This window comes from Ruegeria sp. AL12 (genome assembly GCF_056540885.1).
Genome location: NZ_JBQFXN010000006.1, coordinates 141,262 through 162,331 on the forward strand (window position 1 = coordinate 141,262; position 21,070 = coordinate 162,331).

At 58.9% G+C, this 21,070-nt stretch carries 29 protein-coding genes; 16 read left to right on the plus strand and 13 right to left on the minus strand.

Translation table 11 applies throughout. The annotated features are described in order from the left end of the window. Positions 1-26: 26 nt before the first annotated feature. Genes ACR0C6_RS15620 through ACR0C6_RS15640 form a run of 5 tightly spaced genes read right to left on the minus strand, consistent with a single transcriptional unit; the run spans position 27 to position 4,640 of the window. Positions 27-2,162, minus strand: coding sequence for a hypothetical protein (locus tag ACR0C6_RS15620; protein ID WP_480620094.1), 2,136 nt, complete (start codon positions 2,160-2,162; stop codon positions 27-29). Next, entirely contained in the window at positions 2,159-3,028 is an 870-nt protein-coding gene (motA, locus tag ACR0C6_RS15625; RefSeq protein WP_480620096.1) for a flagellar motor stator protein MotA, read from the minus strand. Before motA ends, ACR0C6_RS15620 begins: the two co-directional genes overlap by 4 nt. Positions 3,029-3,075: 47 nt before the next feature. Further along, positions 3,076-3,660 carry a MotE family protein gene (locus ACR0C6_RS15630; protein WP_171617049.1) on the minus strand — a complete coding sequence of 195 codons (585 nt, stop codon included), beginning with the start codon at positions 3,658-3,660 and terminating at the stop codon, positions 3,076-3,078. After that, positions 3,657-4,133, minus strand: coding sequence for a hypothetical protein (locus ACR0C6_RS15635; RefSeq protein ID WP_171617047.1), 477 nt, complete (start codon positions 4,131-4,133; stop codon positions 3,657-3,659). Before ACR0C6_RS15635 ends, ACR0C6_RS15630 begins: the two co-directional genes overlap by 4 nt. Before the next feature lie 9 nt (positions 4,134-4,142). Then, positions 4,143-4,640 (minus strand): flagellar basal body-associated FliL family protein, encoded by a 498-nt coding sequence (locus tag ACR0C6_RS15640; protein WP_480620098.1) that lies wholly within the window; start codon positions 4,638-4,640, stop codon positions 4,143-4,145. A 119-nt stretch (positions 4,641-4,759) separates the two neighbouring features. Between ACR0C6_RS15640 and fliF the strand changes: the two genes are divergently transcribed. From fliF to fliP, 4 genes are read left to right on the plus strand one after another with little or no spacing between them, the layout of a single operon-like run. Continuing rightward, positions 4,760-6,343 (plus strand): flagellar basal-body MS-ring/collar protein FliF, encoded by a 1,584-nt coding sequence (fliF, locus tag ACR0C6_RS15645; RefSeq protein WP_480620100.1) that lies wholly within the window; start codon positions 4,760-4,762, stop codon positions 6,341-6,343. After that, positions 6,343-6,939, plus strand: a complete 597-nt coding sequence (locus tag ACR0C6_RS15650) for a FliH/SctL family protein (protein ID WP_480620102.1) — start codon at positions 6,343-6,345, stop codon at positions 6,937-6,939. Before fliF ends, ACR0C6_RS15650 begins: the two co-directional genes overlap by 1 nt. Next, on the plus strand, positions 6,932-7,219 hold the full coding sequence (locus ACR0C6_RS15655) for a FliM/FliN family flagellar motor switch protein (protein ID WP_171229950.1): 288 nt from the start codon (positions 6,932-6,934) through the stop codon (positions 7,217-7,219). Before ACR0C6_RS15650 ends, ACR0C6_RS15655 begins: the two co-directional genes overlap by 8 nt. Further along, positions 7,219-7,947 carry a flagellar type III secretion system pore protein FliP gene (gene fliP, locus ACR0C6_RS15660; protein WP_480620104.1) on the plus strand — a complete coding sequence of 243 codons (729 nt, stop codon included), beginning with the start codon at positions 7,219-7,221 and terminating at the stop codon, positions 7,945-7,947. The genes ACR0C6_RS15655 and fliP overlap by 1 nt, the downstream gene beginning before the upstream one ends. Positions 7,948-8,050: 103 nt before the next feature. Here fliP and ACR0C6_RS15665 read toward each other — a convergent pair whose 3' ends face one another. Both ACR0C6_RS15665 and ACR0C6_RS15670 read right to left on the minus strand, forming a co-directional pair. Beyond that, complete coding sequence (locus ACR0C6_RS15665; RefSeq protein WP_480620106.1) at positions 8,051-8,650, minus strand: MlaC/ttg2D family ABC transporter substrate-binding protein; 600 nt, start codon at positions 8,648-8,650, stop codon at positions 8,051-8,053. Then, positions 8,640-9,410: an MlaA family lipoprotein gene (locus ACR0C6_RS15670; protein ID WP_171230055.1), complete on the minus strand. Its 771-nt coding sequence runs from the start codon at positions 9,408-9,410 to the stop codon at positions 8,640-8,642. Before ACR0C6_RS15670 ends, ACR0C6_RS15665 begins: the two co-directional genes overlap by 11 nt. A gap of 345 nt (positions 9,411-9,755) precedes the next feature. Here ACR0C6_RS15670 and ACR0C6_RS15675 point away from each other — a divergent pair, with 345 nt between their 5' ends. Genes ACR0C6_RS15675 through ACR0C6_RS15690 form a run of 4 tightly spaced genes read left to right on the plus strand, consistent with a single transcriptional unit; the run spans position 9,756 to position 12,498 of the window. Continuing rightward, on the plus strand, positions 9,756-10,211 hold the full coding sequence (locus tag ACR0C6_RS15675) for a RidA family protein (protein ID WP_152459420.1): 456 nt from the start codon (positions 9,756-9,758) through the stop codon (positions 10,209-10,211). After that, positions 10,208-10,975, plus strand: coding sequence for a glycerophosphodiester phosphodiesterase family protein (locus tag ACR0C6_RS15680; protein ID WP_171665779.1), 768 nt, complete (start codon positions 10,208-10,210; stop codon positions 10,973-10,975). The genes ACR0C6_RS15675 and ACR0C6_RS15680 overlap by 4 nt, the downstream gene beginning before the upstream one ends. A 45-nt stretch (positions 10,976-11,020) precedes the next feature. Further along, positions 11,021-12,208 (plus strand): GNAT family N-acetyltransferase, encoded by a 1,188-nt coding sequence (locus tag ACR0C6_RS15685; protein ID WP_480620108.1) that lies wholly within the window; start codon positions 11,021-11,023, stop codon positions 12,206-12,208. After that, the gene (locus ACR0C6_RS15690; protein WP_152459417.1) at positions 12,205-12,498 is read left to right on the plus strand and encodes a 4a-hydroxytetrahydrobiopterin dehydratase; all 294 of its coding nucleotides are present in this window, start codon (positions 12,205-12,207) and stop codon (positions 12,496-12,498) included. Before ACR0C6_RS15685 ends, ACR0C6_RS15690 begins: the two co-directional genes overlap by 4 nt. Here ACR0C6_RS15690 and ACR0C6_RS15695 read toward each other — a convergent pair. The 4 genes from ACR0C6_RS15695 to ACR0C6_RS15710 all read right to left on the minus strand — a co-directional run bounded on the left by ACR0C6_RS15695 (position 12,495) and on the right by ACR0C6_RS15710 (position 14,017). Next, entirely contained in the window at positions 12,495-12,803 is a 309-nt protein-coding gene (locus ACR0C6_RS15695) for a hypothetical protein (protein WP_171117123.1), read from the minus strand. The genes ACR0C6_RS15690 and ACR0C6_RS15695 overlap by 4 nt on opposite strands. 21 nt (positions 12,804-12,824) lie before the next feature. Continuing rightward, positions 12,825-13,172 carry an EF-hand domain-containing protein gene (locus tag ACR0C6_RS15700; RefSeq protein ID WP_170346724.1) on the minus strand — a complete coding sequence of 116 codons (348 nt, stop codon included), beginning with the start codon at positions 13,170-13,172 and terminating at the stop codon, positions 12,825-12,827. Between the two features lie 11 nt (positions 13,173-13,183). Beyond that, on the minus strand, positions 13,184-13,429 hold the full coding sequence (locus ACR0C6_RS15705; RefSeq protein ID WP_152459414.1) for a glycine zipper 2TM domain-containing protein: 246 nt from the start codon (positions 13,427-13,429) through the stop codon (positions 13,184-13,186). Positions 13,430-13,531: 102 nt separating this feature from the next. Then, positions 13,532-14,017: a peroxiredoxin gene (locus ACR0C6_RS15710; RefSeq protein ID WP_224858240.1), complete on the minus strand. Its 486-nt coding sequence runs from the start codon at positions 14,015-14,017 to the stop codon at positions 13,532-13,534. Positions 14,018-14,116: 99 nt separating this feature from the next. On the opposite strand from ACR0C6_RS15710, the gene ACR0C6_RS15715 reads away from it, so the two are divergent. The 4 genes from ACR0C6_RS15715 (at position 14,117) to ACR0C6_RS15730 (ending at position 16,812) form a co-directional block, all read left to right on the plus strand. Then, positions 14,117-15,328, plus strand: coding sequence for an NAD(P)/FAD-dependent oxidoreductase (locus ACR0C6_RS15715; protein WP_480620111.1), 1,212 nt, complete (start codon positions 14,117-14,119; stop codon positions 15,326-15,328). Beyond that, positions 15,325-15,882 (plus strand): 16S rRNA (guanine(966)-N(2))-methyltransferase RsmD, encoded by a 558-nt coding sequence (rsmD, locus tag ACR0C6_RS15720; protein ID WP_480620113.1) that lies wholly within the window; start codon positions 15,325-15,327, stop codon positions 15,880-15,882. Before ACR0C6_RS15715 ends, rsmD begins: the two co-directional genes overlap by 4 nt. 89 nt (positions 15,883-15,971) lie before the next feature. Continuing rightward, complete coding sequence (locus tag ACR0C6_RS15725) at positions 15,972-16,607, plus strand: HAD family hydrolase (protein WP_480620115.1); 636 nt, start codon at positions 15,972-15,974, stop codon at positions 16,605-16,607. Positions 16,608-16,632: 25 nt separating this feature from the next. Beyond that, positions 16,633-16,812, plus strand: a complete 180-nt coding sequence (locus ACR0C6_RS15730; RefSeq protein WP_480620117.1) for a hypothetical protein — start codon at positions 16,633-16,635, stop codon at positions 16,810-16,812. Here the strand turns inward: ACR0C6_RS15730 and map are convergent. Beyond that, complete coding sequence (gene map / locus ACR0C6_RS15735; RefSeq protein ID WP_152459408.1) at positions 16,800-17,612, minus strand: type I methionyl aminopeptidase; 813 nt, start codon at positions 17,610-17,612, stop codon at positions 16,800-16,802. The two genes, ACR0C6_RS15730 and map, sit on opposite strands and share 13 nt — an antisense overlap. Positions 17,613-17,881: 269 nt before the next feature. Between map and ACR0C6_RS15740 the strand changes: the two genes are divergently transcribed. Beyond that, a complete protein-coding gene (locus tag ACR0C6_RS15740; RefSeq protein WP_253283520.1) occupies positions 17,882-18,277 on the plus strand; it encodes a RidA family protein in 396 nt (131 codons plus the stop codon). 1 nt (position 18,278) lies between these two features. Here the strand turns inward: ACR0C6_RS15740 and sfsA are convergent, their stop codons facing one another. Next, a complete protein-coding gene (gene sfsA, locus ACR0C6_RS15745; RefSeq protein ID WP_480620119.1) occupies positions 18,279-18,986 on the minus strand; it encodes a DNA/RNA nuclease SfsA in 708 nt (235 codons plus the stop codon). A 50-nt stretch (positions 18,987-19,036) separates the two neighbouring features. Between sfsA and ACR0C6_RS15750 the strand changes: the two genes are divergently transcribed. The 3 genes from ACR0C6_RS15750 to ACR0C6_RS15760 are packed head-to-tail and all read left to right on the plus strand — an operon-like array spanning position 19,037 to position 21,054. Next, the gene (locus ACR0C6_RS15750) at positions 19,037-19,759 is read left to right on the plus strand and encodes a competence/damage-inducible protein A (protein WP_171117137.1); all 723 of its coding nucleotides are present in this window, start codon (positions 19,037-19,039) and stop codon (positions 19,757-19,759) included. Next, the gene (locus ACR0C6_RS15755; protein WP_480620121.1) at positions 19,756-20,466 is read left to right on the plus strand and encodes a GNAT family N-acetyltransferase; all 711 of its coding nucleotides are present in this window, start codon (positions 19,756-19,758) and stop codon (positions 20,464-20,466) included. Before ACR0C6_RS15750 ends, ACR0C6_RS15755 begins: the two co-directional genes overlap by 4 nt. Positions 20,467-20,496: 30 nt before the next feature. Next, entirely contained in the window at positions 20,497-21,054 is a 558-nt protein-coding gene (locus ACR0C6_RS15760) for a peroxidase-related enzyme (RefSeq protein WP_480620191.1), read from the plus strand. Positions 21,055-21,070: the final 16 nt, after the last annotated feature.

A 21,070-nucleotide genomic window follows, 5' to 3' on the forward strand; every position in this document is an offset into this window, starting at 1 on the left:
TGCGGCCGGAACAGTCGCGATATACGTCATTTTACCCCAACTGCGTTCAACATCTCATCGATCCGCTGGCGGGCCGACTGGCTGTCCTTCAACAGGTTTTCCGCATCCGCCAGCGGCTTTTCCGCCAACCGCTCCGGCAGGTCAGACAAGGCTTGGGTCATTTGATTCAATGCCGCGTATTTCCCGCCCGCAGGTTCCAACCTTTCTTCCGATACTCCGGCCAGCCAGAAGTACCGGTTTGCCGCTTCGTTTTGTTCGAGATCTCGGAGCATATCGCCCGCGGCTGCAAAATCTTCTGTTGAAACCATCGCCTGCGCGCGCAAGGCGATCGCCTCTTCGGAATTGTCATCAGCCAGTTCCAGCAGGGCTTGATGAGGGCGCCCCGACAGCAAAGCGGCCCGAGCCCGCAACCGAGCCCGATCCGAGCGCCGAGACTGATCTTCCGGTTTGTTCGCCAGCGCGAATGTCTGCTGAGCAAAGCCCAGATCAGCAAGACGGCTTGCCAATGCAATTGCAGTATCGGTTGTCAACACTGCCGTCATGTCTAGCTGCATTACCTCCATCGTCTGGCGTAGAAAGGTTGCGTCGTCCGATCTCTCGGCAAGCAATTGCAGATGCCGATTGATCGCGCCGTCACTATCGGGTCCGGGTGGCTGCGCTTCGATCACGTCAAATGCGCGGTCGAATTCCTGGCTCAGGCTCAGAGCGATCGCATAGGTGCGGTTCATCATCGCGCCCAGCTCCGATCGTCTGAACTCGACCGCATAAGATGCCGCCAGATCAAGCTCCTGAGAAGAAACAGCTTTGCGTTCAGACCAACGTTTTTCCACCAGGCGCGCCAAAGCCAGCGGAGATTCAGCGGCGGCGTCGGTAGAGGTTATAACCTCGGTCAACAACTCTTCTTCACGGTCACTGTCCCCTTCCGCCTTGGCAACGCTGGCTTTGGCCTGAGCGACACTGGATATCGTTTCCGGTTCAATCCGGTCAACCGAACGAAGGATTCTGCGGGCAGCCTCCAGTTGTTGTGCGCTCACCAGTAATTTTGATAACCGCGGCCCCAGCTGGCGGCGAAGATGATCTGGCAGTCTTGAATACGCGTTTTCGATTGCTTCCACGTTTGCGTCAGGTGCCAGTTCCCCTTCGGACAACACAGCCCAAAGCGCGGCATCGCTGTCACATCGTTGCAGGTCGTTGAATGGATTCCTGGGCAGCGGCGGCCGGTTATCTACAACCCGCGCAATTGCCGCAACGGGTTCGAAGCCCTCTGGCGGCGTCTCCAACAGCCTAAAGACACTCAACGCTTCGGCTCCGAAACCGAAAGAGGCGTAGAGCTTGGCCAGGTTCATGGCCTTTTCGCCGTCAAGTTTGTCAAACTCTTTGTACAGCCCAGAGCGGAGAGCTGATACCTGGTCCGGAAAAGGCGTGTCCCCTGACCAGGACGCAAAATTCATCTCAGCAGTCGAGATGCAGGCCGGTCTGTGGTCAATTGGTTGCAGTTCTGCGTTCAATACATTCTGCAAATCGTCCAGAACCGTGGTCAGACGTACGTTCGAACGCAATCGGGGCGGCACAACGCTTGTACCGGACGGGGCGGTATTGCGTGGCCCGACAGGAGCAAGCTTCAAATCCAGCAACTTGCGATCGGTCCCTTGCAGAAGACGAGTGGACAGCTGGTCTTTTATCCCCTGCTCAGTCATGGTGAGGAGCGGAAGATGCAACCCTGTCTCAACCGATGGCGGTTTGCCTTCGGCCGTTTTTCCGATCAAGGGTGGCGGTACATTCTCAAGAAGCGGCGGCAACAATTCCCCTGGCGCGATGTCCAGTACGATCATCGAGTTTCTGTACAGAAACGCCGACGCCACGCAGTCGCACCCGAACTCCAGCTCCAAAGCGCTGCCGGGGTTTTCCTGCGACAATGAGGCCAGGCGGTTCGTGGTCAAACGCCCAAAAACCGAGCTGGTTTTGAATGTGACATCGTCCAGGGCAATGGTAAGGCTGGCGCCGTTCTTCCGTTGCGCCAGCACCCAGCGGGTATCCGGTGGCACGTCGAAAACCAGACGTGTGAATCCGTCATGCTCACCGGATCGCACCACCACGTCCTGTGCAGTCACGGCAGATGCAGCCATGACCAAAACAGCAATCAGAAACCCGATGCGCTTCATGCCGCAGCCTGCTTGAGCTCTTTCAATGCGTCTTCCAGCTCGGAAAAGCCCGGGCGGTTATGGGTTGGGGTGTTCTGGCGTCCGACTTCAATGCACATGGCAGCATTGTGGTTGTGCAGGTTGGCCACCAGTACTTCCTTGATCAGCTGATAAAAGTGGTTGTCTTCTTCAACGACAGCTTTCAGTTTGCCTGCGAAGGGGCCGACCAGACCATAGGACAGAAAAACGCCCAGGAACGTGCCTACCAGGGCACCCCCAATCAGCTTCCCCAGCACTTCGGGCGGCTGATCGATTGATCCCATCGTCTTGATCACGCCCAGAACCGCAGCAACGATCCCCAGCGCGGGCAGGCCGTCTGCCACTGTTTGAAGCGCATGGCTTGAGTGCATGGCGTGATGAAAATTCGCCTCCATGCGCTTCTCCAGAACCTCTTCAACCTGGTGCGGATCGTCATAATTCATCGCTGCCGACCGCATGGTGTCACAAATCAGGTCGACGGCCTCCTTGTCTGATTGGATCTTGGGGTATGCGGAAAACAAGCTGGAGTTTTCTGGGTCCTCTATATGCTGCTCGACCTCAACAGGGTTGGCGCGGGCAATGCGGATCAACGAAAACAGAAGGCACAGAAGGTCACGATAGTCTTCGGGCTTCCATTTCGGGCCTTTGAACACCTTGCCCATGTCTTTGATCGTATGTTTCACGCCGCCCATGTCGTTGCTGATCAGAAAGGCTCCGACGGCGGCGCCGCCGATCATCATCATTTCGAAGGGAAGAGATTTCAGGATGATGGTCATCTTGCCACCTGCCGCGAGATAGCCGCCGAAGACCATTACGAAGATGACAACAATTCCAACAATTCCAATCATTTGAGATCTCCAGATGAGTTCTGTGCGTTACCGGGCAACACGGGCGACTACTCCTGTGGGGCCGAGGCGTTGCGCCCGGCCATGACAACGCTGATCGTATAGGCCGCTTCGGGGCTCAGGCCCGCCAGCACGCCAGCCGCTGCATCCGCCGGCATGCGGGACAGGAACCCTGCGGCAAAGGTCGGGTCCATGGTTTCAAACAACGCGGCTGCGTCCTTGGGTTTCATGTTCTGGTAAACATCCGTCAGGCGCGCCAGATCGTTCTCTGCCGCCTTGTCCGCGACCGCCAATGTGGCGCGCAGGGCATCTTCTGCTTCCTTCAGGGCCGTCAGACGCGTTTCAACGGCCTGGGTGGCGATCTCCAGTGCTTTTTCCTGATCGCGCAATTCAGCCTCTCGCTGTTTGACGCGTTCCTCCCGGCGCAAAAGCTCTGCCAGCACAACCTGAACATCGCGTGTTTCGGATGCGGCAGGCTTGTTTTCCACGACTTCGGGTGTCGCCGGTTTGGCGAGCGCGGGTCCTGCCTCCAAGCCAACGCGAATGGCTGCCGAGCCGATCATCAGCAATGAGATGACAGCAAGCACACCGCCGCGCGGGCGTGTATCGTGTTTGGCGTTGCGCGCCAGGCTCATGCCTGCGCCCCGTTTTGCTTGCGGTCATGGCGGAAGAACATCAGGCCCTCTGGCGCCTTGGGTTGCTCTTCACGCGCACCAGTTTCGGCCGGTTCCGCTGCTTTCTCGTGCTTGGTGCCCTGTTCCTCTTCAGGCTGGGGATCGTCTTGGACAGGCTTTGCCGTTTCCGGGGCAGCAGTTTCTTCTTCGGGTATGACATCATGCAGAGATGCCATCATCAGCTCTAGGTGCTGAGCCACGGTCTCAGCCCTTTGCGTCAGCGCCTTCAGCTGATCCCCCGATTGATCCGAGGCATTTCGCGCGCTGTCCAGGGATTTCTTCAGCTCTTCCGCCTGGGTCGACAACACGGCCACCGCGCCACCGACGCCTTTTTCAAGATCGGTGAACCGCCTGAGGCGGCGCGACAGCACAAAACAATAAAGACCCGCGCCCAACGCACCGGCGACCAGCAAAATATCCGCAATCAGCTCCAATTCCGCCTCCTAATTCAGTACAAATTCCATCACCAGCACATCGCGAACGCGCCCTTCGCCAACAACAACTCCAATGCGTCGCAGCAGGTGACCTCGGATGCGCGTCAATGCCAGCGAATCCTCAAGGTCCTTCAATTCAACAGCTCGCAGGTATCCGTTCAGGACATCCATGATTCGTGGCTGCATTTTTTTCACATCAGCTATGTACGGCGCGTTAACTTCGAGCTGAGCGTGGAACTTCAAATGTCGCGAATTGCCGGAATTCACCGATACAACAACCGGCGGCAGATCAATGAAACCGGCATCCGCCAGCGCTTTGGCAGGTTCCTCTTTCGCCTCGTCCTTGCCGGCCTCAACCGCGGCCTTGCCACCCAGCGGAATCAATCCGGATGACGTCAGGAAATACCCGCCCGCAGCGCCGGCGATGGCAAGAAGCATCCCGATCAGCATTCCCTTTTTCCCTTTTTTCCCGGTGGGTTCCGCCAGTTCGTCGGTTGCGTCAGTCATGACGTCCTCATTCATCAGTTCCGACCCCGTCATAACCGCGCAGGGACTAACCGATTGTTAAGAGCAATCGTCCAAACAGAGAGTGCGTCGGGCAGAATGCCGGCGAGTCGGAGGTGAGCGTGCAGCAGATCGGAACTGTCTGGGCTAATTTGGACAGGCGTAAACAAATCATCGTCGCCGGTGCGGTTGCGCTGGTGTTTCTGGGAATCCTTGGCATGTCGCGCCTCGTGACGGCTCCGTCCATGACGCTGCTTTATGCGGGTCTGGAAAGCGGTGCCGCCGGGGAAATAGTACGCGCGCTGGACCAGCGCGGCGTCACATATGAAATCCGGGGTGGATCGATCTACGTATCCGGCGCGCAGCGCGACGAGCTGCGAATGACCCTGGCCAGCGAAGGCCTGCCCGCAAACGGCAACAAAGGGTACGAACTGCTTGATTCGCTAAGCGGGTTTGGCACCACCTCTCAGATGTTCGATGCTGCCTATTGGCGCGCGAAAGAGGGTGAACTGGCGCGGACGATTGTCGGAAGCCCGCATATAAGTCAGGCGCGCGTCCATATTGCCAACGGGACGGCAAACCCGTTTCAGCGCAGCGTGTCACCAACGGCTTCGGTTTACCTCGTGCCATCCGGGACCGAAAATACCGGGGATCAGGCCAAGGCCATCCGGTTCCTTGTTGCCTCGGCCGTCAGCGGCCTGACGCCCGAGAACGTTACGGTGGTTGATTCGCACGGGGCCGTGATTGGCGGGCAGGATACCGCAGCGCCCGCGGACACTGCGGACGACAAGTCGCGCCAGTTGCGGGAACGTGTTCTGCGTCTGGTCGAGGCGCGTGTCGGTACAGGCAATGCCGTGGTCGAGGTCAGTGTGGACACCGAAACCAAGACGGAATCCATTCGCGAGCGGCGCTTTGACCCCAAAGGCCGCGTGGCGATCAGCACGGATGTCGAAGAACGTTCGGACAGCGCCCGAAACCAGTCATCGGATGTCACCGTGGCGTCGAACCTGCCGGATGGCGATGCGGCGGGTGGCGACGAATCGAATTCGACGGCCACTCAGACTCGTGAGCGGGTGAACTACGAAGTCTCCGAGACAGAGCTGGAAGTTCACAAGGCTCCCGGCGCGATCAAGCGTCTGACGGTTGCAGTTCTGGTCAATGGGAAAAGATCGGTGGACGCCTCTGGTGCGGAAGTCTTCACGCCGTTGCCCCAGGAAGAACTGGCCGCTCTGGAAGAGCTCGTGGCGTCGGCAGTCGGGTACGATGCGGCGCGCGGGGACGTTATTACTCTGAAATCCATGGATTTGCCGTCGGTCGAACCACAGGGCACCCTGGTATCGTCGTCGCTCTGGCAGAACATCCATCTGGACGTCATGTCCTTGATACAGATGGCTGTGCTGGCTTTGGTTTCGCTCGTGCTGGCCCTGTTCGTGATCCGCCCGATCCTGACGAATGCAACACCGACACCGGCGCTGCTGGCGGCGGCAGGAGGGGCGGATTCGGATACTCTGGCGCTGACAGGTGAAATCGCAACGGAGGAACCGGCAGAGCTCTCGACCCTGCCGGCAGAGCGTGGTGTTCCGGCTCTCAGCTCGAACGTCACGGAGGATCCTGTCGACCGGCTGCGCGCCATGATCGGTGACAAGCAGGAAGAAACCGTCGAGATCCTGCGCAGTTGGCTTGAAGAAGGTGAGGAGCGGGTGTGATGTCGATTGCCCATCTTCTTGAGGATTTCACCACCCAGACCGGTACGGGGCCTGTTCTGATCTTGAATGAGGACACGCTGGAAGAACAACGGCTCGCTGCCTTCGAAGACGGGTATGGGGCCGGTTGGGAAGATGCCTCGCGGGCGCAGGAGCAAAGCCGCGGCCAGATTTCGGCTGAATTGGCAAGGTCGCTTGAGGATATGTCTTTCACCTATCACGAAGCCATCGCCCGCATGACCCTGTCGTTGGAGCCCATGTTCACCAGCCTGGTTCAGACCGTACTGCCTGAGATGGCCGAGCGCGGCCTGGCAGCCCGCATTGTGGAGCAACTCTGTGAAATGGCGCGTTCGCGGATAGAGCAGCCGATGCAGATTTTGGTGCCGCCGGGATGTGCCGAGAGTGTCGCAGCGCTGTTGCCTCAAGATCTGCATTCCACTCCTCAGGTGATCGAACACTCGGACCTGGAGCCGGGTCAGGCCCGCCTTCAGGTCGGCACGAGCCGACGTGAGGTTGATTGCACCGCTTTGCTCGCCGCCATCGAACAGACCTTTGACGCTTATGTCTTTGAGACAAGAGAGGCTTTGTCCAATGAATGACACCCAGATCCCGAAATCTGAAAAACCCAACCCATTCGACTCGGTCCCGATTGAAGTGACCGTTTCCGTTGGTCGTGCGCGCCCATTGATCAAGGACCTGTTGAACATGGGAGAGAATGCCGTGCTGACCCTGGACAAACGGATCGAAGATCCGGTTGACCTCTATGTTGGGGATCAGTTGGTGGCGCGCGGGCTGTTGGAAGAAATGGACGGCGATCAGGCAGGGCAACTTGCAGTGCGCTTGACCGAGATTGCGGATTTGCACAACGGAATCGGTTGATGCGCTATGTAATCTGCCTGGCTTTGGTGGCCGTGTTGACGCCCTCACTGGCCGCTGCCCGGGATTTGACCTTGTCCCTGGGCGAGGGCGGGTCGATTTCCGCCCGGACAATCCAGCTGATTCTGCTGATCACAGTCCTGAGCATCGCTCCGGGGCTGGCGATCATGATCACCTGCTTTCCCTTCCTGATCACCGTTCTGTCGATCCTGCGGCAAGGGATCGGCCTGCAACAATCGCCGCCCAATATGCTGTTGGTCAGCCTGGCGTTGTTCCTGACCTATTTCATCATGGACCCGGTGTTTTCAGAAGCATGGGCGACAGGGATACGACCGATGATGGAAGAGACGATGGAAGTGGAACCAGCGTTGGAGCGCGCGTTGGAGCCGTTCCGCGCCTTCATGGCGGCCCGACTGGATGCGGACACGTTCTATGCCATGGCGGCTTTGCGCCCCGGTGGTGAGGCTATGGAGTTGTCCGCACAAGCGCCATTGTCGGTCTTGATGCCGTCCTTCATGCTGTCGGAAATCGCACGGGCGTTTCAGATCGGGTTTCTGATTTTCCTGCCGTTTCTGATCATCGATCTTGTCGTGGCCGCTGTATTGATGTCGATGGGCATGATGATGGTGCCTCCGGCCATCGTATCCTTGCCATTCAAGCTGGCGTTTTTTGTGATCGCCGACGGGTGGGCTCTGATTGCGGGCGCATTGGTGCGCAGTTACATGCCGTGACCTCGACATGTAGCCGCAGCGCGCTGAAAAAACAGGCGGTCAGGCGCCTCTGTCCCACTGTTGTTAAAGGCGTAATTCAATGTCCGGCCGCAAGTGAAACGGATCAGCCCGTCTTTTTCAGGTCTTTGATCAACTGGTCCAGGTTGCCTTTGCGGGCATCCAGCATCGCGCCGATTTCGGTGCGTTCGGTCAGCAGCAGATTCACGCCTTCGATGAACATGTTGTAGAATTTTTCACGCCCCGACTTGTCCGAAACAAGGAACGTCACATCAAACGGCGCCGAGCCGCGCAGCTTGACCATCGTGCGCACTTCATATCCGGCCTTGATCTTGCGGGCATTGCGCACGTTGACCTCACCGCCGATGAACTCGCGGAAGCGGCGACCATATTTGCGGGAAATATAGCCCTGAAACGCCTTGGTGAATTGCTTCAACTGGGATGGGGTGGCCGTGCGGGCATCGGCACCGAGGGCATAACGCGCCATGATCGGGACGTCGGCATATTGCACAAAGATCTTCTCGAAATCTCGCAGCATCGCATTCTCTGACTTTCCCGAATCGATAACCCTGTTGATGTCGTTGACCACACTGTTGACCAGTGCCTTGGCTGATGCCTCGGTTTGGGCAAACGCAGATTTGGGCAAGACGGCCAAAGCAAGACCAGCTGCGACAAAGTTACGGCGGTTCAACTCGTTATTCAGCATAGGGGTCCTCGTAGGGGTCTAAATAGGGGTCCCTGACCGGGTCTGTACCGGTTTCTGCATAGGGGTCAGAATACAAATCCAGATAGGCGTCTTCGTCATCTCTTGCCAGTTCGAAGCGGCGATTTTGCAGATAGATCAGGCGGGCCTGCGCATAACTGTCTGCGCTTTCATACAGAATCGAGTCCACGGTGTCCGAGAACCGCCCACGATCGCCCATGCGGCGAACGACTTCGGCATAAACGCCCAGATTGTCGGCGGGCCGGACCGGGGTAAAATTGATCGGATTCGAGAACAGGTTGATCACGACCCCGATGGCATCCCTTTGGGTCGACGGGCCATAGAAAGGCAGTTCAACATAAGCCCCTTCACCGACCCCCCAGACGTGCAGGGTCTCACCAAAATCAGTATCGACGGGAGGCAGGTTCAGCTCATCTGCGGGCGCGGACAGGCCAAAGCCGCCCACGGTCATGTTGATCACAAAGCGCAGCAGCGCATTACCCATCTGTTTCGGGTTGCCCTGAAGCAGGTAGTCGACCGCTTGTCCGGGCAGCGAGATGTTTTCGGCGAATGTGCTGAAACTGGTGACCATGGGATCAGGAACGATCTTCACGTACCCTTTCGACGCAGGTCGAAACAGAAACCGGTCAACGCCCAGATTGAACTTGTGAATTCCCCGGTTCGCGTTTTCGTAAGGGTCGAACACGTCGCTGCGTGCGGCGCCCTCGGGCGGTGTCGTTGCACAGGCGGACAGAATGGCCATGAGTGACAGGACAACCAGGTGTTTCAGGCAAAATCTGCTCGACACGATCTTTGCTTCTCCCAAATGCCCGACATCCGTTCTGTCGGGCCAACAATCACAATTCACCAATACTAACACGCCGGTAAGGCACAAGTTCTTGTCACATAGTCGTTTCAGGTCTCAAATGAAACACCTAGCGTTTAACCTGTTCGTCAGGTCCGGGTAAAGCAATTGAGCATCTGCAAGTCATAATAAGTAAAGATATGCTCAGATCGCATGCAAGCCGGAATTTGCCGCATTCCGTCTTTCCACGGATGTGCTTCCCGGTTAGCGTCCGGCAGAGTCAATCAGGGAAGGACCCTCTCAATGAGCATCGCTGCAAAATTGGAAAGCCTCGGTGTCACGCTGGGCGACGCACCCGCGCCAGCGGCAAATTATGTGCCGTATGTACGTGTGGGCAATATCGTGTACGTCTCCGGCCAGATATCGAAATCAGACGAGTTGATCACCGGCAAGCTGGGCGATGACATGGATGTCGAGGCCGGAGCCGCAGCGGCGCGGGTCTGCGCGATCAATCTGCTGGCGCAGGTCAAGGCGGCCTGTGGCGGAGATATCGACAAACTGGTGCGTGTCATCAAGCTGACCGGTTTCGTGAACTCGACCGCAGATTTCACTGCGCAGCCGCAAGTGATCAACGGCGCATCCGACTTTCTGGTCGAAGCGCTGGGCGACGCCGGTCGCCACTCGCGCTCTGCCGTAAGTGCCGCGTCGCTGCCTTTGGGCGTGGCGGTCGAGATAGAAGGCATTTTCGAGATCGAATGATACCGCCCCTGCCAGCTGCGTTTTTGCAGGCCCCGATTGCTCATCGGGCGCTGCATGACGTCTCGAACAACCGCCCGGAAAACAGCCGGGCGGCCATTCGTGCCGCAATCGATGCCGGATACGGGATCGAGATCGACCTTCAGCTGACATCTGATGATCGTGCCGTCGTATTCCATGATTACGACATGGGGCGTCTGACCGGCCAGCCCGGGCCGATCCGGCAGGTGTCGGCGGCGGCGGCGTCCGAATTCACCCTTCTGTATGGTGATGACGGCATTCCAACGCTTGATGAGGTGCTGGATATGGTCGCAGGCCGGGTGCCGCTTCTGATCGAGCTGAAGGATCAGGACGGCGTTATGGGTATGAATATCGGTGCCCTCGAGCACGACACCGTGCGCGCATTGCAGGGCTATGACGGCCCGGTGGCCCTGATGTCCTTCAATCCAAACTCGGTTGCGGAACTGGCGCGACTGGCCCCGCATCTGCCGCGCGGCATCACGACTTGCGCCTATGAGCCCAGTGTCGAGCTTCTGCCGCAAGACGTCTGCGACACCCTGCGCGATATTCCTGATTTTGACCGTGTCGGGGCCGGTTTCATCAGCCACGAGGCGGAAGATCTTTCCCGCCCGCGCGTGGCCGAACTGAAGGCGCAGGGCGTGCCGATCCTGTGCTGGACTGTCCGAACGCCCGAACAAGAGGCAGAGGCCCGCATGGTTGCCGACAATGTGACCTTCGAAGGGTATCTGGCTGCGCATTCAGCTTGAACCTTGCCGCTTCGGTCACAGATAAAGGGCTGGTGCGGAGGAAACATGGATCAGGCCCAAATCGAAGTTCAGGTCATTGGGTCTCTGTCGCGGATTTCAGCGGCCGAGTGGGATGCCTGCGCCTGCCCCGAGGCCGCCGATGGTGGGCGGCCCCTTGATCCCTTCACCACGCATCGTTTTTTGCTGGCGCTGGAGGAGAGCGGCTCGGTCGGGCGCGGTACGGGTTGGCAACCGCAGTACCTGACGGCCTTTCTTGACGGGATCCTGATCGCAGCGGCCCCGATGTATGCCAAATCGCACAGCCAGGGCGAATACATCTTTGACCACAGCTGGGCCCATGCCTATGAAAGCGCAGGCGGGCGATATTATCCCAAGTTGCAAATTGCGGTGCCGTTCACACCCGCCACCGGGCGGCGGTTTCTGGTGCGCCCGGGCTATGACAGGATCGGAATGTCGGCTTTGGTGCAGGGTGCCGTTCAACTGGCGGCCGACAATCAGGTTTCTTCGGTTCACGTGACCTTCTGTACGGAAGCCGAGGCATTGGCCGGTGAGCAGATGGGGCTGATGCTTCGCAGCTCGCAACAGTTTCACTGGCTGAATGATGGCTACGCCGAATTCGATGATTTCCTTGCGGCCTTGTCCTCACGCAAGCGCAAAAACATCCGCAAGGAACGGGCGCAGGCCAATGGCTTTGGCGGTGAAATCCGCACGTTGACGGGCGATGACCTGCGCCCGGAACACTGGGATGCGTTTTGGCGGTTCTATCAGGACACCGGGGCGCGAAAATGGGGCTCACCCTATCTGACGCGCCGGTTTTTTGACATCGCACAAGAGACGATGGCGAATGACATGGCCCTGATTTTGGCTGAACGGGATGGTCGCGCCATTGCGGGTGCGCTGAACTTCATAGGTCGTGAAACGCTTTTTGGGCGGTATTGGGGCTGCATCGAACATCATGCCTGCCTGCATTTCGAACTGTGCTACTATAGGGCGATAGATTTTGCCATTGCCCACGGTCTGGCCCGGGTGGAAGCGGGCGCTCAGGGCGAACACAAGCTGGCGCGGGGCTATTTGCCGACGCGCACGCATAGCTTGCACTGGGTCGTCGATCCGGGTTTTGCCGATGCCGTCAAAAAATATCTGGACGCCGAAGGCCGCGCAGTGGGAGAAGAGATCGAGATTCTGACGGATTACGGCCCGTTCAGGAAATCGAACCCGGAGGAACAGCAATGACTGAACTTTTGTCCGCCGAGACCCGTGGCCCGCTGCTGGATCCGCTGTTCAAAAACGGCTGGACCATGGTCGAAGGCCGCGACGCGATCACCAAGACCTTCATTTTCGACAACTTCGTGCACGCATTTGGCTGGATGACGCAAGTGGCGATCTGGGCCGAGAAATGGAACCATCATCCAGAATGGTCCAACGTCTACCGCACGGTTGAGGTGGTTCTGTCCACCCATGACGTAGGTGGCCTGTCGTCACTGGACGCCAAGCTGGCCCGAAAGATGGACAGCCTGTGCTAGCGGTCGTTGCCTGACCCCTGGCCACCGGCAAGCGACGCAGCCGTGCCCATCTGCTTGAATTCCGCAGGTGTGACGGTGCCATCGCTGACATCGATGGACCGTGGAATGCCAGTGGTCTTGTTCCCGATCTGGCGCACGCTGCGCGCCGCTGGGTTGATATCCAGACACCGGTTTTCATAGCAGGTCAGGCCAGACGAATTGATCTGGATGCGGACCTGTCCGTCCGGCCCCGTCACCACGGGAGCTTGCGGAACGTCACAGGCCGCGGCCAGTGCCAAAGCACCCATTCCGATCCATTTCTTCATAGCAAGCTCCTTCAAGCGGGCTTAGTCCAGTTGACCATTGCCGTTCTGGTCTGCCGCGCCGAAATCTTCATTCATCTGTGCATCATATTCCGATCTTGAGATAAAGCTGTCCTTGTTGCGGTCAACATTCTGGAACTGCTTTATGTCCAGAAACGGCTTGGCCTCGGCCTGACCCAGTGTGCCGTTCTTGTCTTCGTCCATGGCCTGAAACGCATAGTCCGAAAAAGCGTCGAACTCGTCTTTGGACAGGAACCCGTCATTGTTTGCGTCGATGGCATTCAATTCTTTTTCATGCAGCTCGGCCACGGTTTCGGCATTGGTGGCCGAGGCCAGGAATGCAGCTGTGAATACAAAAATCGCCCGTTTCATGTCCAATCTCCTCAGCATGCAAATCTTTGGCCTTCAATGCCACCGGCGGCAGCACCGGCTGCGGTCAGGATCGTCTTGCCCGATCCGCCGCCGAACTGGTTGCCGATTGCACCGCCGATCAAGGCGCCGCCCAGTGTGCCGCTGAGGCAGGCAATCTCGTGCTGTCGTGCGGCTTGCTGTTGCGGGGTTGGGGCCGGACCGCAGGCTGCCAAAAGCGCTGCGCCGGTCAGGATGGATGAAAACACCTTAAGTTTCATAAAAATCTCCCCAATTTTGTGCGACGAGTATTCGCGCATTGAGGCAGTGCTTCAAGTAAAATTGGGTTCACGCGGCCCCGGACAGACCGGGGCCGCCCAAATTCAGATCACCTCCAGCAGACCTTCGCCCGCCGAGATCCCGCAGGCACCGGGGTTATCTTCCAGGTTCAGGGCCGTGATCTTGCCGTCCTCGACCAGCATCGCATACCGTTTCGAGCGTGCGAACAGGCCAACGGGCGGGGCGTCGAAATCCATGCCGATGGCTTTGGTGAATTCTGAGGCCGCGTCTGAAACCATGGTCAGTCCGGCCGCGGTCGCGCCGGTGGATTCACCCCAAGCCTGCATGACGAACGGGTCGTTGACCGACAGGCACATGATCTCGTCCACGCCCTTGTCGTCGAACTGCTTTTTGGTGCGAATGAAGCTTGGCACATGTGCGGTGGTGCATGTGCCGGTATAGGCGCCGGGCACAGCGAAGATGACAACCTTGCGCCCTTTGGTCTTGTCTGAAATCCGAACTTCCTCCGGCCCGTCGGCCCCCATCTGGATCAGTGTGGCTTCGGGCAGAGTGTCTCCTGTTGAAATCATTTTTCAGCTCCTGTCGTTTGGATTTGCAGAATTGGGCTAAGCCGCAATATAGGTGGTCAAATCAGAGAGACCACGGGAAAACTGCAGGGTGGGCAAAGCATGAGCCATATTGTCGTGATTGGCGCGGGTCAGGCAGGAGCGTCCTTGGTGGCGCGGCTGCGCAAGGACGGGTTCGACGGAGAGATTACTCTGATCGGGGCCGAGCCGCATCTGCCGTATCAGCGCCCGCCTTTGTCCAAGGCTTATCTTCTTGGAGAGATGGAGCTGGAGCGCCTGTTCCTGCGACCCGAAAGCTTCTATGCCGAAAACAACATCACTCTGCGGCTTGGCCAGCGCGTGACCGGCATCGACCCCAAGGCCAAAACGGTCACTGTTGGGGATGAAGTCATCCCGTATGACGAACTTGCGCTGACTACCGGGTCAGATCCGCGCCGCCTGCCTGCCGCCATCGGAGGCGATCTGGACGGCGTGCACGTGGTGCGCGACCTGGCCCATATTGATGAGATGGAACCCAAAGTGACCGAAGGCGCCCGCGCGTTGATTGTGGGCGGCGGTTACATCGGGCTCGAGGCCGCCGCCGTCTGCGCGAAACGCGGCGTCAAGGTCACCTTGGTCGAGATGGCCGACCGCATCCTGCAACGGGTCGCTGCGCCAGAAACCAGCGCGTATTTCCGCGCGTTGCACAGCGAATACGGTGCCGACATCCGCGAAGGTGTCGGGCTGGATCGTCTGATCGGCGAAAATGGCTGGGTTGTGGGGGCCGTGTTGACGGACGGCACGACGCTGGACGTTGATTTCGTGGTGGTCGGTGTGGGCATCACCCCCTCTACCCAACTGGCCGAGATGGCAGGGCTCGAACTGGATAACGGCATCAAAACCGATGCCCATGGTCGCACGTCTGATCCGTCGATCTGGGCGGCCGGCGATTGCGCCTCTTTCCCCCATGGCGAAGGGCGTATCCGTCTGGAAAGCGTCCCCAACGCGATCGACCAGGCCGAAATCGTGTCGCAGAACATGCTGGGTGCGGCCAAGGATTATGTGGCAACCCCATGGTTCTGGTCGGACCAGTACGACGTCAAGCTTCAGATCGCGGGCCTGAACACCGGATATGACCGCGTGGTGACCCGCAAGGGCGAGGGTCAGACCGTCTCCTTCTGGTATTACAAAGGCGACAGGCTGATTGCTGTGGACGCGATGAATGATCCGCGGGCATACATGGTCGGCAAGCGATTGATCGAAATGGGCAAAACCGCTGATCCCGAAGTCGTGGCAGACCCGAACGCGGACCTGAAACCGCTGCTCAAGGCGTGAGGATCATAGCCGGAGAATTCCGGGGCCGCGCCCTCGCCTCGGTCGGCAAGGGTGATGCGGGCGCGCATCTGCGCCCCACCACCGACCGCGTGCGTGAAAGCCTGTTCAATGTGCTCAACCACCAGATCGATTTTGACGGTTTGCGGGTGCTGGATCTGTTCGCGGGAACCGGTGCGCTGGGGCTCGAGGCGCTGTCGCGGGGGGCGTCGCATGTCACCTTCGTCGATGACGGGCGGGTGGCTCAGGGGTTGATACGCAAGAATATCGACCTGACCCGCAGCGCCGACCGTACCGACTTGGTCCGCCGCGATGCGACCCGGTTGGGCGACAATCCCGGCGCGCCTTACGATCTGGTTTTTCTGGACCCGCCCTACGGGAAATCCATGGGGCAGAAGGCCGTCGCCGCCTTGGCCAATGGCTGGATCGCGGATGATGCATTGTTGGTTTGGGAAGAAAACGCCCCGATGCAGGCGCCGGTCGGGTTCACATTGCAAGACAGTCGCAAATATGGCGACACGCATATTTCCTTGATGTGGAAAGGTGTACCAGGCTGAGACGTTCCGCGCGGTTTGGCCAGCGGCCTGTGTTTGCAATGACGGGACAGCTTGGATAGGTCGAGCGCGAGGCACAGCAGGAATTCCATATGCACGATCTTGTCATTTTCGATTGCGACGGCGTTCTGGTGGACAGCGAGGTGATCTCGAACCAGGTGCTGGTGGACAATCTGGCGCATCATGGCCTGCAACTGGCACTGCGAGAATGCATGTCCCTGTTCGTGGGCGGAACCATGGTGGGTGTGCGGGACAAGGCCCGCGCGATGGGTGCCGTTCTGCCCGAAGACTGGATAGATCAGGTCTATGCCGAAACCTACGACCGCCTGCGCGCAGGTGTGCCATTGGTCCCCGGTATCGCAGACCTGCTTGCGGGGCTGGATCAAAAGGGTATCCCCTGTTGCGTCGCGTCGAATGGCAGCCCGGACAAGATGAAGATCACTCTGGGTCAGAACGGGCTTTGGGACCGTTTCAAAGACGTGATGTTCTCGGCCCACGTGCTGGGCACCGGAAAGCCGGACCCAAAGATGTTCCGCCTGGCCGCCGAGCATTTTGGCGCGACGGCTCCGGTGGTGATCGAGGACAGTCACAGTGGTGTCACGGCGGCGATCCGCGCCGGCATGCGTTGCCTTGCTTATGCGCCTCATGGAGGCGGTGGAAAGCTGGCGGATCTGGGGGCCGAGGTGATCACGGACATGTCACAGGCGCATGGGTTGTTGGGACTTTGACCCGCGGTCGTGCTAATGTGCACGCATGGACCGCACCCTGACACCTTTTGCCTGGACCTTTTCAAGCGACAGCGAAGCCTCAACCGGCCCCGAGCGCAAACCCATGCGCGCGCCGGTCTTCATCCACGACGCGGTCACGCCGTGGGCGGATGAAACGATGCTGCTGAAACTCCTCCGCGAACAGGCCGCGGATCAAGAGGAATAGGTCGGGTGAAACTTGCCAGCGGGTGACAGGGTAAAGATATCGACCCCATCCGAGGTGACGCCCACCGAATGTTCGAACTGTGCCGACAGCGATTTGTCGCGGGTTACGGCTGTCCAGTCATCGGCCAGGGTCTTGGTTTCGGGGCGACCCAGATTGACCATAGGTTCGATGGTAAAGAACATACCCTCTTCCAGAACGGCACCGGTGCCCGGGCGGCCATAGTGCAGCACGTTCGGTGGCGCGTGAAACACGCGACCCAGACCATGGCCGCAGAAATCGCGCACGACGCTCATCCGATGTGCTTCGACATAGGACTGGATGGCATGGCCGATGTCACCAAAGGTATTGCCCGGCTTGACCATCTCGATGCCCTTGAACAGTGCGTCATGGGTCACCTGGATCAGCCGTTCCGCCTTGCGCGGCAGCTTGCCCGCCACATACATGCGCGAGGTGTCGCCAAACCAGCCATCGACGATGACGGTGACGTCGATATTCAGGATATCGCCGTCCTTCAGCTTTTTCTCACCGGGAATACCGTGGCAGACCACGTGGTTCACGCTTATGCAGCTGGCGTGCTGATAGCCTTTATAACCGATGGTGGCCGAGGTCGCACCGGCGTCTTCGACCATCTGCGTGATCAGCCCGTCAAGTGCGCCGGTGGTTTGACCGGGAAACACATGTTCGGCAATGTCATCCAGAATCCGCGCAGCCAGCGCCCCTGCCGCGTGCATCCCGGCAAAGTCACCTTGTTCATAGATGCGAATGCCGTCCTTGGTCAGGCGGCCACGATGCTCTTTCATCGACGCTAAGCTCCAAATGTTGCGCGCAGCATTCCTTTTACGCTGCTTGTGCAGAAAGTACCAGAGGGCGCGCGTTCAGACTGCGTAAACCATGCGGGAAACTTGGTTCCGTTGGCTCAGGATTCAAGAGTAGGGGCTGCATTGCAGCATCTCGGACCCCACCGCCTCGACTGCAATCCGTACGGCTACTGGCTTGGACACTTTTCACGGCAGGCGGATCAGTATCTAATGATTGCACTTTTTCTTGAGAAAATCAGGGAACCGGATGCATGTCACAGAAACGAGAATTGATCTCTAACGGAAACCCCATGGAAAGCATCGTTGGGTTCAGCCGAGCGGTTCGGGTCGGGAACTTCATCGCGGTCGGGGGAACCGCACCAGTCGATGCTGAGGGCAACACTGTGGGTGTCGGCGATGTCTATCTGCAAACCAGACAATGTTTCGAAATCATCAAAGATGCGCTTGAGCGTGCCGGGTCAGGGCTGCACGATATTGTCAGAACGCGTGTCATCCTGACCGAAATCGAAAACTGGAAACAGGCGATCGAAGCCCGAAAGCTGTATTGTCTCGATGCTCGCCCTGTAGATACTATCATGGCCATCGAACGATTTGTGAATCCCGAGTGGCTGGTCGAGATTGAGGTTGATGCTGTCGTTGCGGACTGACTCAGCCGGCCAAAATCCTCATTTCAGTCTGCACCCAAACCCCCGACGGCGTTATCCGCGTCCCGCAAACGATCCGTTCCACCCCTTGCGCCTGCGCCGCCTCAAACGCCGCCGCATAGGCCGGATCAATATCGGCCGCCAAAGCAAACCGGTCGCAATCGGTTCGCTGAACCAGATACAGCATGATCGCGCGATGCCCTTGTGACGCCATTGCGGCCAACTCGCCCAGATGCTTGGTGCCACGGGCTGTGACGCTGTCGGGAAACTCGGCCAGTCCGGGCTGGCGTGACAGAGTGACGCTTTTCACCTCGACATAGGCATCCGGTAGGCCCGCCCCCGTTAGCAGGAAATCGATACGGCTGTTGCCGCCGTATTTCACCTCGGGCCGGACGGTGCCATAGGCGGCCAGTTCGGGAATCTCACCGGCTTCCAAAGCGGCCCGCAGCGCCTGGTTCGGAACCGAGGTATCGACGCCGGTAAAATGCCCGTTCTCGTGGTCCACCAGCCGCCATCCGAATTTCAGCTTTTTCTTTGGATCGTCGTTGGGCTCCAGCCAAATCTTTTCGCCGGGCTCGGCCAGCCCCATCATCGATCCCGGATTGGCGCAATGGGCCGTTACCTCACTCCCGTCCTCAAGCCTGCAATCGGCCAGAAAGCGTTTGTAGCGGCGGATCAGCCGGGCGGGGACAAGAGGGGTTTCAAATCGCATGGTTCAGGGCCTATACCTGCCCCTGAGAACGATCAAGAGGGGACAGCGCCATGGCCAATCCAACCGCAGCGATGCTGGTGATCGGGGATGAAATCCTGTCGGGTCGCACCCGCGACGCGAATATGCATTTTCTGGCGCAGGAACTGACCAAACACGGCATCGACCTGAAAGAGGTCCGCATTGTCAGCGATGACGCCCCTGCCATCGAAGCGGCCGTCAAAGCGCTGTCCGACGCTTATGACAACGTCTTCACCAGCGGCGGCATCGGCCCGACCCATGACGATATCACGGCCGATTGCATTGCCCGCGCTTTCGACACACCCATTGATGTGCGCGATGACGCGCGCGCGCTTTTGCAGGCCCATTACGACAAATCCGGGCTGGAACTGAATGCCGCCCGCCTGCGCATGGCGCGTATTCCGGACGGTGCGACGCTGATCGAAAATCCGGTTTCGACGGCGCCCGGGTTCACGCTTGCGAATGTGCATGTCATGGCAGGTGTGCCGTCGGTTTTCCAAGCGATGGTGGCGAGCGTTTTGCCAACATTGACCGGAGGCCGCCCTTTGCTGTCGCAAACTCTGCGTGTGGACCGCGGAGAAGGTGATATCGCCGCAACCTTGGCAGCCTTGGCCGAAGATTTCAGCGACCTGTCCATCGGGTGCTACCCGTTTCAGATCAACGGTGCCTTCGGGGCCAATGTGGTCGTGCGCGGCACCGACGGGGGCCGGATCGACGCAGCCACCACCCGCCTGGCGAAAGAGCTAGAGCTTTGAGCAATAACTGGGCGGAAATAGTCGACGGAACATGGCCCGCCGCACGCTATCAGCGGCTTGGCCCGTTTCTGCTGCGTGAGGGGCAGGGCGGAGGGTCGCGCGTATCAGCGGCCAGTGCATTGGGCCCGGCCAATGAAGACGACATCGACGCCGCCGAGGCCGCGATGTTGTCCATGGGGCAAAAACGCATCTTCTGCCTGCGGCCCGGGGATGAAGCCCTGGATGCAATGCTGGCCCAGCGGGGATACGACATTCTTGACCCGGTCAACATATATGTCTGCCCCGTCTCTCGGCTGATCGATCAGCCGATCCCACCGGTCATGGTGTTTTCGATCTGGGAACCGCTTGAGATCATGCGAGAAATCTGGGCCTCGGGTGGGATCGGACCTGAGCGGATCGCGGTTATGGAACGTGCCAAGGGCCCCAAGACAGGATTTTTGCTGCGTCACAACGACAAACCCAGCGGCGTGGCTTTTGTGGCGATGCATGCAGACACCGCGATGGTCCACGCGCTGGAAGTGTTGCCCGAACACCGTCGTCAGGGGCTGGGCCACTGGACCATGCGCGCGGCCGCATTCTGGGCGCGTGATCACGGTGCGCGGAACCTCAGCGTGATCTGCACCAAGGCCAATGCGGGCGCCAACGGTCTTTATCGTGCCCTCGGGATGGAGATCGCGGGCGAATACCATTACCGTCATCTTGTCTGAACCGAAGAGGCCGCCGTGACACAAAAAGACATGCCTACCGCGCTGAACCTGCCCATGGTCGATCCGCTGCCGCCGGAAACGCAGAAATACTTTGATATCTGTGTCGAAAAACTGGGCATGGTGCCGAACGTGCTGAAAGCCAACGCATTCGACATCGACAAGCTGAACGCCTTCACCGCGATGTATAACGACCTGATGCTGGCTGACAGCGGGCTGACCAAACTGGAACGCGAGATGATCGCGGTCGTCGTCTCGTCAATCAACAAATGCTTCTACTGTCTCGTCGCCCATGGGGCGGCGGTGCGTCAGCTTTCGGGCAATCCGCAACTGGGCGAAATGCTGGTGATGAACTATCGCGTCGCCCCGCTGGAGCCGCGTCAACGGGCGATGCTGGACTTTGCCGCAAAGATGACCACCGCCAGCGCCGAGATCGAAGAGCCCGACCGCCAGCACCTGCGCGATGCAGGCTTTTCCGACCGCGACATCTGGGACATTGCCAATGTCGCCGGGTTTTTCAACATGTCAAACCGGGTCGCCAGCGCGACGGCGATGGTGCCCAACGAAGAATATCACGCACAGTTTCGATGATCCGCGCCGCCGCCCT